At 32.7% G+C, this 15,073-nt stretch carries 15 protein-coding genes; 5 read left to right on the top strand and 10 right to left on the bottom strand.

Annotated features, from left to right (window positions below; all coding sequences use genetic code 11):
- Positions 1-8: 8 nt before the first annotated feature.
- The 5 genes from ABNT22_RS15000 to ABNT22_RS14980 form a co-directional block, all read right to left on the bottom strand.
- Positions 9-362: a lipoyl domain-containing protein gene (locus ABNT22_RS15000; RefSeq protein ID WP_348717861.1), complete on the bottom strand. Its 354-nt coding sequence runs from the start codon at positions 360-362 to the stop codon at positions 9-11.
- 11 nt (positions 363-373) lie between these two features.
- Positions 374-736 carry a hypothetical protein gene (locus tag ABNT22_RS14995; protein ID WP_348717862.1) on the bottom strand — a complete coding sequence of 121 codons (363 nt, stop codon included), beginning with the start codon at positions 734-736 and terminating at the stop codon, positions 374-376.
- Between the two features lie 25 nt (positions 737-761).
- Entirely contained in the window at positions 762-1,859 is a 1,098-nt protein-coding gene (locus ABNT22_RS14990) for a DUF418 domain-containing protein (protein WP_348717863.1), read from the bottom strand.
- Between the two features lie 216 nt (positions 1,860-2,075).
- Positions 2,076-2,819 (bottom strand): hypothetical protein, encoded by a 744-nt coding sequence (locus ABNT22_RS14985; RefSeq protein WP_348717864.1) that lies wholly within the window; start codon positions 2,817-2,819, stop codon positions 2,076-2,078.
- A 207-nt stretch (positions 2,820-3,026) separates the two neighbouring features.
- Positions 3,027-3,458 (bottom strand): helix-turn-helix domain-containing protein, encoded by a 432-nt coding sequence (locus tag ABNT22_RS14980; protein ID WP_348717865.1) that lies wholly within the window; start codon positions 3,456-3,458, stop codon positions 3,027-3,029.
- 83 nt (positions 3,459-3,541) lie between these two features.
- Here ABNT22_RS14980 and ABNT22_RS14975 point away from each other — a divergent pair, with 83 nt between their 5' ends.
- A complete protein-coding gene (locus ABNT22_RS14975) occupies positions 3,542-4,549 on the top strand; it encodes an NAD-dependent epimerase/dehydratase family protein (RefSeq protein ID WP_348717866.1) in 1,008 nt (335 codons plus the stop codon).
- Positions 4,550-4,623: 74 nt separating this feature from the next.
- Here ABNT22_RS14975 and ABNT22_RS14970 read toward each other — a convergent pair whose 3' ends face one another.
- The 5 genes from ABNT22_RS14970 to ABNT22_RS14950 all read right to left on the bottom strand — a co-directional run bounded on the left by ABNT22_RS14970 (position 4,624) and on the right by ABNT22_RS14950 (position 11,438).
- Complete coding sequence (locus tag ABNT22_RS14970; RefSeq protein WP_348717867.1) at positions 4,624-5,244, bottom strand: hypothetical protein; 621 nt, start codon at positions 5,242-5,244, stop codon at positions 4,624-4,626.
- Between the two features lie 195 nt (positions 5,245-5,439).
- Positions 5,440-7,248 carry an acyl-CoA dehydrogenase family protein gene (locus tag ABNT22_RS14965; RefSeq protein ID WP_348717868.1) on the bottom strand — a complete coding sequence of 603 codons (1,809 nt, stop codon included), beginning with the start codon at positions 7,246-7,248 and terminating at the stop codon, positions 5,440-5,442.
- Between the two features lie 25 nt (positions 7,249-7,273).
- A complete protein-coding gene (locus ABNT22_RS14960) occupies positions 7,274-8,464 on the bottom strand; it encodes an acetyl-CoA C-acyltransferase (RefSeq protein ID WP_348717869.1) in 1,191 nt (396 codons plus the stop codon).
- 86 nt (positions 8,465-8,550) lie between these two features.
- A complete protein-coding gene (locus tag ABNT22_RS14955) occupies positions 8,551-10,956 on the bottom strand; it encodes a 3-hydroxyacyl-CoA dehydrogenase/enoyl-CoA hydratase family protein (RefSeq protein WP_348717870.1) in 2,406 nt (801 codons plus the stop codon).
- A 17-nt stretch (positions 10,957-10,973) separates the two neighbouring features.
- A complete protein-coding gene (locus tag ABNT22_RS14950; protein WP_348717871.1) occupies positions 10,974-11,438 on the bottom strand; it encodes a MarR family winged helix-turn-helix transcriptional regulator in 465 nt (154 codons plus the stop codon).
- A gap of 184 nt (positions 11,439-11,622) precedes the next feature.
- Here ABNT22_RS14950 and ABNT22_RS14945 point away from each other — a divergent pair, with 184 nt between their 5' ends.
- From ABNT22_RS14945 to ABNT22_RS14930, 4 genes are read left to right on the top strand one after another with little or no spacing between them, the layout of a single operon-like run.
- Positions 11,623-12,552 (top strand): ABC transporter ATP-binding protein, encoded by a 930-nt coding sequence (locus ABNT22_RS14945; RefSeq protein ID WP_348717872.1) that lies wholly within the window; start codon positions 11,623-11,625, stop codon positions 12,550-12,552.
- Between the two features lie 3 nt (positions 12,553-12,555).
- On the top strand, positions 12,556-13,881 hold the full coding sequence (locus tag ABNT22_RS14940; protein WP_348717873.1) for an ABC transporter permease: 1,326 nt from the start codon (positions 12,556-12,558) through the stop codon (positions 13,879-13,881).
- A gap of 14 nt (positions 13,882-13,895) precedes the next feature.
- Positions 13,896-14,213 carry a hypothetical protein gene (locus tag ABNT22_RS14935; RefSeq protein WP_348717875.1) on the top strand — a complete coding sequence of 106 codons (318 nt, stop codon included), beginning with the start codon at positions 13,896-13,898 and terminating at the stop codon, positions 14,211-14,213.
- A 7-nt stretch (positions 14,214-14,220) separates the two neighbouring features.
- Positions 14,221-15,066 (top strand): mechanosensitive ion channel family protein, encoded by an 846-nt coding sequence (locus ABNT22_RS14930; protein WP_348717876.1) that lies wholly within the window; start codon positions 14,221-14,223, stop codon positions 15,064-15,066.
- Positions 15,067-15,073 lie beyond the last annotated feature (7 nt).

The following is a 15,073-nucleotide window of genomic DNA, read 5'->3' as shown; positions in this document are numbered from 1 at the left end:
TGATATTCTTACTCATTTGCAACTCCACGAATCGTACAAATGTCCATTCCTGTGGTTAATTTCTTGTTAGGTTCACAACTCCATATGAGTTCTCCTTCCATCAAGCTTTCGAATTCTATTGTAACCTGATTATTCTGAATTTCGCAAATAATATCTCCTCCTTCAATCATATCACCAATGTGAAAATGCCACTTTGCTATAGTCAAGTTTTGATATTTATTAAAATCTGGAAGGCAGATAGTTTCTGTTTTACCTTCTTCAAGTATAATAGTATTGGCAGGTTTTAATCGAGGTTTATTTGAGGTGCTTTTCTTTGAAGTACCTAATTTTTTTAAAATAAAATTTAGTATCCTATTTATCATTGTTGATAGTTTTAGTTTTTCACAAAAAGTAAATCAATTTTTTGTGGAGATATTTTTTGTTCAAAGTAAGGTGTGATGAATAAGTTAGATTGTTTTACGATTAAAGTCTCTGAGTTTTCAAAATTTATTTTGTATTTACCTCCTTTTCTAATTTGTAGCGAAGCTATTTTTCTTGTTTTTGTGCCTTTATAGTGAGATTGAATTGGCCATATGTCTTTTTCCAGTTGCACCATTTCATCAGAGTTCAATCTTTTTAATTGAAAATTAAATTTTTCTAACTTCACATACCAACCACCAATAATATAAACATCATAAGTCCCCATAGATAAGTGAATAGTGGTGTTTTCAGAATAGATGTTTACAGGTTCGATCATTTTCTTTTAAATATTTGTAAAACTATTATTTTTTAATTGAGAGTACTTTTTTGTAGGTCAAACATCTCCATAACCACTCTAAAGGTCCAAATTTAAAATAGCGTAACCATATTTTACTCAAAATAACCTGGAAGGCAAAAACTAAAATAGCGGTTAGTAACGTTTGTGACGGACTTAAAGTTTCATAAAGTTGAAACCCTATAGAAGAAAATAAAATCAAACCTATCAAGCTTTGCATTAGGTAATTGGTTAATGCCATACGACCTGCAAACCTTAATGGAGCTAGAACTTTTTTCCATTGGGTATTGTACCAAAGCCATCCAATTCCCCATAAATAAAATAATCCCATAATAACATCTGAAAGTACCATTAGTTTAATAAATAGGGTTCTAGCCAATTCTAATTTATAAATGTCAAGTTTGGTAAATACAAGTAAAAAACAAACTCTGTAAATACTTGTTAGTATAGTGATTAAGAGTACTGGTTTTGTGAGTTTAGTAATGAAAGAATCTAAAGATTCGTAAATTTTATTTTTACCTAAATATAATCCTATTAGAAACATGGATAAGGCAATGGGGGCTAAAAATCCGAATAACATTGGAATGTTAGAAAGGTATTCTAATAATCTTAGTTGTATTCCTTCTGCATAACTTCCATTCTTTATGATTTGATTTACGGTAGCTCCAGTATGTTCTTGTAAATAAATTTCAGGACGATAATTAATGAGTTCAAAAAAATATCCGAATACTTGATCGTAAAAAGGAAAAAAGAGAAAAACTCCGGCTGCAATTAAAATGACTTTATTAGATTTTTTGATTAATAAGGTGGTTAATAACCCAAGAACAGCATAGATATTTAATACATCTCCAGACCACAGGAATACAATATGAAATACTCCAAAAAGAAATAGGTAAAACATTCTTCTGGCAAAAAAGGAAAAAGAAAGTTTCCCTTTTTCAGCAAGCTTAAGAGCTTGCATTGAAATTCCTAATCCAAAAAGCAATGAGAAAATAGGAAAGAATTTGGTGTAAAAAAATAGCTGTAAAATTTTCTCGGAGATGGTATCGATGCTCGAAGTCCATTGTTTCGCAAATTCGTCTTGATTCAGAAATGTCGAATTCATGATGACGATATTAACCACAAAAATACCGAGAATAGCAAACCCTCGGTACACGTCTAATAATTCAATTCTCTTTGTTGTAGTAGTAGGTTGGTTATTCAATTTGGTTCAGTTTTTTGTATAATTATAATAAACTATACAGATGTTTTTTGAACCTATAAAAATACGGAATCAGGAAAAGTACAGAACTATAATATGAACAAAATTTAGTTGGGTTTTTTAATTGGTTACCAATAAATTCTTTGCACCTTTTAGCCCACATTTTTGATATTTATGATAGGCTTTTGCTGCTCTAAGTCTTATTTGGTCATTAGATTCGTTTTGTAAATAACCAGAGATAGCGTCATGAATGGTATAAGCTTCTGGAGCCATTAAACCAGTTGTCCAAACTAATGGGTTTACCTTAGCATTTTGAAGGTGAGGTTGAAAGTAAGTTTTACTATAACAAGCCAATATAATAACATCCCTTTTCTTTTGATCGATATTTATAAACTTTTCATGTAGCATAAAATCCATTAATCCATCATGTCCTATATATGCTACGAGCTGGGAATTGCCATTTATACCAATTACTTGTTTCTTTATCTGAATAGTATCTTTTGTGATTCCCGCACTACTGCGTAAAAAGGTTTCGGTTGCTTGTTTTATATACTTTCCGTTGTAGGCATCAGCAACTAGATAAAAGTCTTTATCCTTATGTTTGAAAACAATGCGTTCTAAAATTAGAGAATCGAGTTTTTCTTGTTTTAGAAAAGTCCAATCTGAACTTCGTTTGAAAAAAGTTTTAATACCATAGGCTGTTCCCCAATAAAGATTGTTTTTAGGGTCTTGTCCATTTCCAATCGTTTTAGGAACAGGTACTATTCCTTGGTATTTGTTATCACAAAGAGCTACAATAATATGTATGGATTTGTGAGTACCATGGTACGGAATACTTTTTAGTTTTAGAACTTCTTTTTTCAACTCTTTTTTATGTGAAGCTATTTTTGACTGCTCAGTTGTAGAGACTGTTTTTTTACAAGAAAAAAGAAAACAACTTAAAATTAAAACATGAAAAATGAACTTCATAAAGTATGCAATATGATTTTTGTATTAAAAATACGTTTTTTTAATCTAAATGGTAAAAGTACAATATGCAAGTAATTAAGCTAATACTATCGTTATTTTGAGTTACGATAATTCCTGTAACCAATTTTTATAATTTTTGATAATGCTCTCATAAGCTGCTTCTTTATTTTTTTGAGCAGCTGTTATTTGTTGATCTAAATTTAAATTTGGATGAAATTCTTGAATATGATCTTTACTCCAAAAAGTAAGTTCCATAAGGGTGGGGGTTAGTCCTAGTCCTTTATCTGTTAAGAAATAGATATTGGTTTTTTTATTTTCAGGTAACTTGGTTTTTGAAAGAATGCCATATTCTTCTAACATTTTTAATCGGGACGAGAGGATATTCGTGGCAATAGCTTCGGTACTACCTGTAAAATCTTTAAAAGTACTTTTTCTTTCAAAAAGTATTTGTTTTATAATAACTAATGACCACTTATCTCCAACAATATCAAGTGCTGAGGTGATGGGGCAGTTTGATCGAAATGTATTTGGCATATTAAATTTTTTGAATTATCACTTGCAAAATAAAAGTAATAACATATCTTTGCTTGCAAAACAAAAGTAAAAAATAAAGTCAAATGAAAAAAGTATTGTTAACTGGTATTTCGGGTTTTATTGGGCAGCATTGTGCAATTGAGTTATTAAATAAGGGATATAAAGTAAAAGGTTCTTTAAGAAGTCTTAAGAAAGCAGATGCTATTTCAAGCATCATTCAGAAGTATGCAGACTCAACTGAGCATTTGGAATTTTACGAGCTTAATTTACTTGAAGATGAAGGATGGGATCAAGCGGTAGCCGATTGCGATTTTGTGATGCATGTTGCTTCTCCGTTTATATCTAAAATTCCGAAAGATGAAAATGAACTTATAAAACCTGCGGTAGAAGGAACGTTACGAGCGTTAAAAGCTGCAGATAAAGCAGGTATAAAACGAGTGGTTTTAACTTCTTCTATGGTAGCGATGTTAGGAGATGTAATAGGAGATGATACTATTAACGAAAATAGTTGGACAAATGTGAATGCTAAAAATGCAACGGCTTATTTGAAAAGTAAAACGTTGGCAGAGAAAAGTGCGTGGGATTTTGTAAAGGATACAAATATGGAGTTGGTAACAATTCACCCTGGGCCAGTATATGGTCCAACTACCTCAAGTAATTTATCTGGTGAGTCAATGTCATTATTTAAGAGAATTATTACAGGAGAGTTAAAACAAATGATCAAGGCAAGTATTAACATGTCAGATGTAAGAGATGTTGCAAAGATTCATGTGGAAGCGTTGGAAAATAGTGAGGCAGCAAATAACAGGTTTATTGTAGCTTCAGAAAATGCATATGCTTATACTGAAGTGACCAAGCTATTGAAAGAATCTGGTTATGAAAAGGTAAAAACAGGGGTGGCGCCTAATTTTATGGTGAAACTATTGGCAAATTTTAATAGTGAAATGAAAGGAATGATGCCTTACGTTGGTAAAAGATACCAAGGAGATATAAGTAAAACTAAAAAAACATTTAATTGGACGCCTGTAGCATTTGATAAAATGGTTTTAGATACTGCTGAATCTGTTCAAAATGTCTTAAACAAAAGATAAAACTCTACTAATAAATAAGAAAAGGGCACTTATAATAGTGCCCTTTTACTTTATAAATCCTATGTAATATAACTTTATTTACATGAAGCTTTCCCTCCATAAGACACATTTTCAGAATAAATTGTTCCAATGCCTTCTATAAATATATTGTAATTAAGAACACCTTCAACATAGTAACTAATATAACCAAGCTTTTTATTAGAGTAAAGATTTCCCCCTGAATGCATATAGGTTACCCCCATGGTTCCTCCAGATATATAAGAATTCAAATTACTTCCTTCACAGTTTTTTGTATTAAAGTTGATATTCATATAAACAGGGATGAAACCTCCGATATAGAATGATGTTCTGTAGTATCCACTATAATCTTCGTTTGTACCACTACCGTCTTCAGGGCCAACGTGAACAAAGTCATGTTTAGCATTTGTTAACATTGCTTTTTTTCTTTTATCAAAAGTGTCTAAGAAAGCATCTAACTCTTCTAAGCTTTTAAAATGAAGAGCCTCTTTTTTACTAGCTGTAACATGGTTTTGAGGTTCTTTGAAAATGTAATTTGGATTTCTTTCCTTTAAATGTTTAATTAATTTTTCTTTGGTTAGTTTGTCTTGTTGTACAGCAATATCATTGTCTTGATTACATGATATAATTAAAGTTGCAAGAATTACTAGTGAAAAAATAGTTTTTAAATGTTTCATGATTTGTTTTTATTTTGTTTTCTATAACCTAGTGTCTAACAATTATAATTGTTACCCAACAAAACAAAAAAAAGACCGTCAAAACCTAATTCGACGACCTTTTAAACAAACAACTAAATTCTAAAACCTATAAAAGTTGAAGAAATTTTTATAACTGCCAGCGCTTGTTAGCAACGCCTGGCAGTTTTAATATGTTTAGAAGCAGTATTTATTTTCTGCTTTTAATTTATCTGCAATTGTATTACGTAATGCTACTACATTCGGGTAGTTAGCGTATTTTGTAAAACGCTTAAGCCCCATTAACATCATACGTTGCTCATCACCTTCAGCAAAAGAGATAATTCCTTCTCTTGCATTGGTAGTAATAGTTTCTACTGCATTGTATAAGTATAACTTAGCCATAGCAATCTGTTCTTTTTGAGCATCTTCTCCAAAACGCTTTGCGTTCTTTTCAGTTCTTAAAATTCCAGATTCTGCCATATATATTTCAATTAAAATATTAGATGCAGCAGTTAATAACTGTTGGTGCTTTTCTAAGTCTGGACCAAACTTTTGTAATGCAGCTCCAGCTACCATTAAGAATACTTTCTTTAATTTTCCAATGATTTCCTTTTCTTCAGAGAATAACTCAGAATAATCTGGAGTATCGAAAGAAGGAATTCCCATTAGTTCATCAGCAACTTTCATAGCAGGATTTAATAAATCTACATGACCTTTCATTGCTTTCTTTACTAACATTCCTACAGAAAGCAAACGGTTAATTTCGTTTGTACCTTCATAAATACGAGCAATACGAGCATCTCTCCAAGCAGACTCCATTGGAGTTTCTTCAGAGAATCCCATACCTCCGTAAATTTGGATTCCTTCGTCTGAACAGTTTTGTACATCTTCAGAAACAGCTACTTTTAAGATAGAACACTCAATAGCGTATTCTTCAACTCCTTTTAATTCTGCTTCTTGATGTGTATTTCCTTCAGCTTCACGAATAGCAATTCTATCTTCAATGTTTTTAGCAGCTCTATAAGAAGCAGACTCACCAACATATGCGCTAGCAGCCATTTCTGCTAACTTCATTTTGATAGCTCCAAATTCAGCAATAGGAGTTTTAAATTGCTTACGCTCATTTGCATAGTTTACAGCATGATCAATAATTCTTCTTTGAGAATCTAAACAAGCTGCTGCTAATTTGATACGTCCTACGTTTAATGCGTTCATAGCAATTTTAAATCCACCACCACGAACAGATAACATGTTTTCTACTGGTACTAATGTATCATTAAAGAATACCTGACGAGTTGAAGATGCACGAATACCTAATTTATGCTCTTCTTCTCCTAAAGTAACTCCATTAGGATTGTTTTTGTCATATTCTAAAATGAAACCAGTAATATTTTTATCGTCTTCGATACGAGCAAATACGATGAATACTTCAGCAAAACCTGCATTAGAAATCCACATTTTTTGCCCGTTTAATTTATAGTGCTTTCCGTCTTCTGTTAATTCAGCAGTCGTTTTACCAGAGTTTGCATCCGATCCGGCTCCTGGTTCTGTTAAACAGTAAGCTCCAAAGCGTTCTCCCATTGCTAAAGCAGGAACAAACTTTTGCTTTTGCTCTTCTGTTCCATATAAAGTAATTGGCATTGTACCAATACCTGTATGTGCACCAAAAGCAGTACTAAAAGATCCTGTTCCACTTGAAATATAATCACAAGTTAACATAGTAGAAACAAACCCCATTCCTAATCCGCCATAAGCTTCAGGAACAGCAACACCTAAGAAACCTAACTCACCAGCTTTACGCATTACTTCTTCTGTTAAAGCGTAATCTTTCTTCTCAAATCTTTCTTTATGAGGAATGATTTCACGATCGTTAAATTCTTTAACTGCATCGCGCATCATTGTTTGCTCTTCTGAAAAATCTTCAGGAGTAAATACATCCTCACATTTTGTTTCTTTTACTAGGAACTGCCCTCCACGTAAAATATCTTTATTTAATTCTGACATCTGTTTTTGTTGATTTTTTAGGTTGTTAACTTAAGAATTCGAAAATACCAGCAGCACCTTGTCCAGTACCTACACACATGGTTACCATTCCGTATTTTCCTTTCATTTCACGCTTGCGCATTTCATCAAATAACTGAACTGATAATTTACCTCCAGTACATCCTAATGGGTGACCTAAAGCAATTGCTCCACCATTTACGTTAATGATATCCGGATTTAAATCTAACTCACGAATAACAGCCAATGATTGTGAAGCAAATGCTTCGTTCAATTCAATTAATTCAATATCACTTTGTTGTAAACCAGCTTGTTTTAAAGCTTTTGGAATGGCAGCTACAGGACCAATACCCATAATACGAGGTGGTACTCCAGCAGCAGCATAGCTTACTAAGCGTGCTTCTGGCTCAATACCTAACTCTTTTACCATATCTTCACTCATTACCATTACAAAGGCAGCACCATCACTTGTTTGTGATGAGTTACCAGCAGTAACAGAACCGTTTGCAGCAAATACTGCACGTAATTTTGCTAAAGCTTCTACGCTTGTTCCTCTACGAGGACCTTCGTCTTTAGTAACTGTATAATTTCTTGTTGCACGTTTTCCATTTTCTCCAATGTATGTTTCTTCAACATTGATCGGAGCAATTTGATCTTGGAAACGATCTGAATCTAAAGCTTTTAAAGCTTTCATATGTGACTCGTAAGCAAATTGATCTTGATCTTGACGAGAAATATTGTACTGTTGAGCAACTGCTTCAGCAGTATTACCCATTCCCCAGTAATAATCTTCATGACCAGCGTTTACGATATCGTAGTTTAATTCTGGTTTAAAACCAGTCATTGGTACAGAACTCATACTCTCTGTTCCTCCAGCAATAATACAATCAGCCATTCCCGATTGAATTTTTGCTACTGCCATACCAATTGTTTCTAACCCTGATGAACAGAAACGGTTTACAGTTACTCCAGGAACATCAACAGAATCTAATCCAATTAAAGAAATGATTCTAGCCATATTTAATCCTTGAGATCCTTCTGGCATTGCATTACCAACAATAACGTCGTCAATACGTTTTACGTCGAATTCTGGAAGCTTCGTCATCATATACTTGATGGTTTCAGCAGCTAATTCGTCAGCTCTTTTAAATCTGAACACACCCTTTTTAGATTTCCCTACGGCGGTTCTATATCCTTTTACTATATATGCTGTTTTCATATTTTTAAAGTTTTTAGTGTTTAGTTTTAAGTTTTTTAGTGAGTCTAACGCATCACTAATAACTCATCACTAATAACTCGTAACGTTTAGTTACGTAATGGTTTACCAGTTTTTAACATGTGCTGAATACGCTCTAAGGTTTTTCTTTCTGTAGTTAAACTTAAGAAAGCTTCACGCTCAAGGTCTAATAAATACTGTTCAGTAACTTTTGTTGGTTCTGATAAATCTCCACCAGCCATTACATAAGCTAGTTTGTTTGCAATTTTCTGATCGTGCTCAGAAATATATTTAGAAGCATTCATAGAGTCTGTTCCTACTAAGAACATCCCTAATGCTTGTTTTCCTAATGCTAAAATATCTTTACGTTTTACAGGCTGAGAATATCCAGCTTCTGCTAGTAATAAAGCATGTTTTTTAGCTTCGGCGATTTGACGATCTTTGTTTACAACTACTACATCTTTTCCTTTTTGAAGTAAGTTTAAGTCGAATGCTTCATGTGCTGAAGTAGCCACTTTGGCCATACCAATAGTTAAGAAATGCTCTTGTAAAACATTTAATTGAACATCACCAGTGTGGAATAAATCTTGCGCTCTTAAAGCCATTTCTTTAGATCCACCACCACCAGGAATTACTCCAACTCCAAATTCTACTAAACCGATATATGTTTCGGCAGCAGCAACCACTTTATCTGCGTGTAATGATAATTCACATCCACCTCCTAAAGTCATTCCATGAGGAGCTGCAATTGTTGGAATAGCAGAGTAACGCATACGCATCATAGTATCTTGGAAATACTTGATAGCCATGTTTAACTCGTCATACTCTTGCTCAACAGCCATCATAAAGATCATTCCAATATTAGCACCTACAGAGAAGTTAGCTCCTTGATTACCAATTACCAATCCTTGGAAGTCTTTTTCGGCTAAATCAACTGCTTTGTTTAATCCAGCTAAAACATCTCCACCAATAGTGTTCATTTTAGATTGGAACTCACAGTTTAATATTCCGTCTCCTAAGTCTTCAATAACAACTCCAGAGTTTTTAAATACCTCAGTAGTTTTACGGATGTTATCTAAGATGATAAATGCATCTTGACCTGGTTTTTTAACTTGTTCTTTAGCTTCTACATCATAATAGTATGTAGCACCATCTTTTACTGTATAGAAAGAAGTTTCTCCTTTAGCTACCATTTCAGTAACCCAAGCAGCAGGCTCTTTTCCTTCAGCTTTCATTAATTCGATACCTTTTTCTACACCTACAGCATCCCAAATTTCGAAAGGTCCATTTTCCCATCCGAAACCAGCTTTCATGGCATCGTCAATTCTGTATAATTCGTCAGAAATTTCTGGAATTCTATTTTGAACATAGGCAAACATTGCAGCGAAGTTCTTACGGTAGAATTCTCCCGCTTTATCTCTACCACCAACTAATACTTTAAAGCGATCAATTGGTTTGTCAATAGTTTTTGTTAATTCTAATGTAGCAAACTTTGCACGTTTCTTAGTACGATATTCCATCGTGTCTAAGTCTAAAGATAAAATCTCTTTTTTACCTTCAGCATTAACAGATTTCTTGTAAAAACCTTGCTTTGTTTTACTTCCTAACCATTTATTCTCCATCATTGTATTGATAAAGTCAGGTAACTTAAATAAGTCATGAGCTTCATCATCAGGACAGTTGTCATAAATACCATTAGCAACATGTACTAAAGTATCTAATCCTACTACATCAACTGTACGGAAAGTAGCTGATTTAGGACGTCCAATAACTGGTCCTGTTAATTTATCAACTTCTTCAATAGTTAATCCTAATTCCTTTACTTGGTGGAATAAAGATTGAATTCCGAAGATACCAATACGGTTACCAATAAACGCTGGAGTATCTTTAGCTAATACTGAAGTTTTTCCTAAGAATTTAGAACCGTAATCCATTAAGAAGTCAGTAACTTCTTGCTTACAATCTGGACCTGGTACAACCTCAAATAATTTTAGGTAACGAGGAGGGTTAAAGAAGTGTGTTACCGCAAAATGCTTACGGAAATCTTCACTACGTCCTTCGTTCATAAATTTAATTGGAATACCAGAGGTATTAGAAGAAATAATAGTACCAGGTGTACGGTATTTTTCAACCTTTTCAAAAACACTTTGTTTAATGTCTAAGCGTTCCACAACTACTTCCATAATCCAATCTACATCTTTAATCTTGTGTAAATCGTCTTCTAGGTTACCAGTAGTAATTCTATCTGCAAATTTTTTGTTGTAGATAGGTGATGGTTTTGATTTTAAAGAAGCTGTTAAAGCATCGTTTACCATACGGTTACGAACTACTTTGTCTTCTAAGGTTAATCCTTTTGCTTTTTCCTTGTCGTTAAGTTCTCTTGGTACAATATCCAATAATAAAACCTCAACGCCAATGTTTGCAAAATGACATGCAATACCCGATCCCATGATACCAGAACCGATAATCGCTACTTTTTTAATTCTTCTTGTCATTTGTCTATTGGTTTGTTTTATACAGCTTGTTTGTTAATGTCTTCGTCTCCATAAATTAACTTATCGGTGATAAGCTTGTTTATAGTAGTGGTTACTTTAAAAAAAGTTTCTAACTCTTTTTCAGTAATATATTCCCTTACTTTATTGTTAAATTGGTATACATGCCCCTTAGAAACTTCTCTCATTTCTTTACCATACTCCGTAAGTTTTATGATAACACTTCTACCATCATTAGGGTTCTTTTCTCTACAAATCACACCTTTGTCCTCCATGTTTTTTAATAAACGAGAAAGGCTGGTTGGCTCCATTCCCATTTGTGGGCCTAAAGCCGTTGAAGGGGTGCCGTTCTCGTAATCTATATTCAATAAAACAAAGGCTGTAGCCATTGTGCTATCATGCTTTGCAGCTTGCTCATTATACATTTTAGCAACTGCTTGCCATGTAGCTCTTAATTGATGATCTATTGATTTATTTTTATCCATGCCCGTCAAAGATATAAAAATTTATTATGCATGCATAGTAAATCGTAAAAAAATTATGCATGCATAGTAAATTTTATTTTTGACTTCTTGTAACAATTGGGGTTTATATCTTACTTATTAATAGAAAATATGTAAGTTTGTCTGTACTGATAACTTATTTAAAGTAAATCAACTAATAAATTCAATGAATAACTTATTACAAATTAATAATGTAGTAAAACGCTATGGGGAATTTACTGCATTGAATAATGTTTCTCTTGAAATTCCAAAGGGGAGTGTTTACGGACTTTTAGGACCTAACGGAGCGGGTAAAACTTCTTTGATTAGAATTATTAATCAAATAACCATGCCTGATGCTGGTGAAGTGATTTTAGATGGAGAAAAATTGGCTCCTAATCATATAGAACATATTGGATACCTACCAGAAGAAAGAGGTTTGTACAAATCTATGAAAGTAGGAGAGCAAGCCTTATACTTAGCTCAATTAAAAGGATTGAGTAAATCTGAAGCAAAAAAACGATTAAAATATTGGTTTGATAAGTTTGATATTGGCGCTTGGTGGGGAAAGAAAATTGAGGAATTATCAAAGGGAATGGCCCAAAAAGTACAGTTTATAGTTACGGTGTTACACCAACCTAAATTATTAATTTTTGATGAGCCTTTTTCTGGATTCGATCCTATCAACGCACAATTAATAGCAAAAGAGATCTTACAATTAAGAGATGAAGGGGCTACCATTATATTTTCAACACACCGAATGGAGAGTGTAGAAGAAATGTGTGATTATATAGCTTTGATTAACAAATCAAATAAGATTTTAGAAGGAAAGCTAGACGATGTAAAAAAACAATTTAGAACCAACACTTTCCAAGTTGGTTTAAATACTGCGAGCCCAAAAGAGGTAGAAGCAAAGTTGAAAGAGAACTTTAAAGTATTACCAGCAGATTTTAGATTGTTAAATGACGGACTTAAATTGAACGTAAAGTTAACTGAAGGAAATTCAGCTAACGATTTATTATCTTTTTTAACCTCTCAAGGAGAGGTACAACATTTTGTAGAACTAATACCAAGTGCCAACGATATTTTTATTGAGGCGGTAAATAAAAATAATTAAGCTATGCGTAGATTAAGATTAATTATAGAACGAGAGTTTATTGCTAAGGTTAGAAACAAGTCATTTATTATGATGACTTTTCTGAGCCCATTGTTAATGGTAGGAATGGGAGCATTGGTTTTTTTCTTAATGAAAAAGAATGATGAAAAGGTTAAGAAAATAGTTTTTGTAGACGAATCAGGATTATTTGCCAATGATGCTTTCAATGATTCAAAAACACTAAAATTTGAAGATTTTACCAAGTTAGGACTTGAAGATTCTAAGAAGAAAGTGGAAGAAGGAGACTATTATGGTGCATTATATATTCCCAAAAAAGACAGTTTAGAAATCTTAGCACAATCAATTGAGTTTTTCTCGAAAGATTCCCCAAGTATGACCGTAATGGGAAGTTTAGAAAATAGAATTGAAAAGAAACTAAGAAATGAAAAGTTAACGAGTTTTGGTATTGATTTAGCGCATATTAAAGAATCACGTATTTCTTCAGATATAAAAATGTTTAATTTTTCTGGAGAAAAATCATCCAAAGCAAAGAGTGTAGCAAGTATCATTGCAGGAGGATTAGCTGGTTATATGCTGTTTATGTTTGTTATGATTTACGGTACTTCAGTAATGCGAAGTGTAATTGAAGAAAAGACTAGTAGAATTATTGAAGTAATAGTGTCTTCTGTAAAACCTTTTAAATTGATGTTAGGTAAAATTATAGGAAACGCTTCTGCTGGGTTATTACAGTTCTTTATTTGGGGAGTGTTACTATTTATAATTACCCTGGTAGCTTCGTCTCTTTTAGGACTTGATTTAGTAGAGATGCAAACAGCAAAAATTCCTGCAGAGCAAATGGAAGTAATGAAACAGGCAGCAGAAAGAAATAAATTGGAACAAATAGCTGTTGAGTTTTTTAGTCTTCCTTTATTTAAAATGTTTGTAATATTCATTTTTTACTTTTTAGGAGGATATATGTTGTATAGTTCTTTATTTGCAGCTGTAGGTGCAGCGGTAGATAATGAGACCGATACACAACAATTTATGATGCCTATTATGTTACCTTTAATATTAGGAGTATACGTTGGATTTTTTACGGTAATTAATGATCCGCATGGACCTATTTCAATTATATTTTCTCATATACCGTTTACTTCTCCAATTGTGATGTTGATGCGTATTCCATTTGGAGTAGCTTGGTGGGAGATTGCAATTTCAATGTTACTGTTAGTAGCTACCTTTATGTTTATGGTATGGTTTGCTGCTAAAATTTATAGAGTTGGTATTTTATCTTATGGTAAAAAACCTACCTATAAAGATTTATGGAAGTGGATTCGCTATAGCGGATAAGAAGTTATTTATAGATGGAAAATATTCAATTAAACGAAAAGCCTACCAATTATAAAAGGTGGGCTTTTAAGTTTCTTATTTATTTAGTTGTACTAAATATAGCAGTAGCTTATTTGGTAATTAATTTTGCAGAAGGATTACATGACTCTGCAAGATTCAATCAAAACATGTTTATATTTTCCACTATAGGAACTATCATTCTTGTTACTGGAGTTATTTTTACAATATTGAGTATTGTTAAAAAAGAAGAAAAGAATTATCAGTATTATATTTCCATAGTAGGTTATATCTTTTTTTTAGTATTATCTATTATACTACCTTTATTAAATTAAAAAAATAATGAAAGAATTTACCAAAGAGGTTATTGAAATATTGAACTACCGATTGCCAATTGGAGGTAAAGGTGTAGATATTACGATTAAAACAGTTTTAATACTCATTGTATCACTCATTATAGCAAATATTGTTTTTAAATATTTTAAAAAGTTTGTTAGAAGAAGGCTGCAAGAAGAAGATAAGAACAAGTTTAATACGGTATTTTCTTTTACCAGTTGGTTTATCTATGCCATTATATTTTCAATGATATTAAGCTCTTCTGGAGTAAATTTAAGTGCAATTTTAGTTGCTTCTTCAGCATTGTTAATTGGTATTGGTTTGGCATTACAAACCTTTTTTCAAGATATTATTTCTGGGATTTTTATTATTCTTGATCAGAGTGTGCATGTTGGAGATATTATTGAAATAGATGGAAAGGTCGGTAGAGTAGAGGAAATTAAACTGAGAACTACCAGAGCAGTGACCATTGACAATAAAGTATTGGTAATTCCGAATCATAAATATTTATCAAATAGTTTATACAATTGGACGCAAAACGGAACTACTACTAGAGAAAGTGTTTCAGTTGGAGTTGCCTATGGAAGTGATGTGCAATTGGTTAAAAAATTATTGCTTCAAGCGGCTACAGAACATCCTAAAGTTTTGAAGGAACCAGTTCCTTTAGTGATTTTTGAAAACTTTGGAGATAGCTCACTGGATTTTAAACTTATTTTTACACTGAATGATAGTTTTAAAGCTATTATACCACAGAGTGAAATTCGCTTTAGAATAGACGAATTATTTAGAGAACACAATATTAGTATACCGTTTCCACAAAGAGATATACATATTATAAAAGAACAGGGATAGAGAAGCG

It is taken from the genome of Tenacibaculum sp. 190130A14a (assembly GCF_964048965.1).
GTDB lineage: Bacteria > Bacteroidota > Bacteroidia > Flavobacteriales > Flavobacteriaceae > Polaribacter > Polaribacter polynesiense.
The sequence above is the reverse complement of the archived record's forward strand: the minus strand, read 5'-3'. Positions and strand labels throughout refer to the sequence as shown.